The sequence below is a fragment of the Clostridium senegalense JC122 genome (assembly GCF_000285575.1).
GTDB classification, from domain to species: domain Bacteria; phylum Bacillota; class Clostridia; order Clostridiales; family Clostridiaceae; genus Clostridium_J; species Clostridium_J senegalense.
The window spans coordinates 1-397 of record NZ_CAEV01000145.1; the positions used below are offsets into that span (position 1 = coordinate 1).

1 rRNA gene is annotated in these 397 nt (G+C 45.8%); it reads left to right on the forward strand.

Annotated elements, in window-relative coordinates:
• Positions 1-5: 5 nt before the first annotated feature.
• Positions 6-397 (forward strand): 23S ribosomal RNA (locus tag CSGHG_RS23815); the annotation flags it as partial.

The following is a 397-nucleotide window of genomic DNA, read 5'->3' on the forward strand; positions in this document are numbered from 1 at the left end:
TTTTAGGTCAAGCTACAAAGGGCGCAGGGTGAATGCCTTGGCACTAGGAGCCGAAGAAGGACGTGATAAGCTGCGATAAGCTTTGGGTAGGCGCAAATAGCCTGTGATCCAGAGATTTCCGAATGGGGAAACCTACTTAATTATATTAAGTACCATATGCTGAATACATAGGTATATGGGGGTAAACCCGGGGAACTGAAACATCTAAGTACCCGGAGGAAGAGAAAGAAACATCGATTTCCTAAGTAGCGGCGAGCGAACGGGAAAGAGCCCAAACCAAAGCCTTTGGCTTTGGGGTTGCGGACAGAACATTAAAGAAAACAGGAATTAGTCGAAGATAGCTGGAAAGCTACTCCGTAGAGGGTAATAGACCTGTAGGCAAAAATGGAAGTTTTCG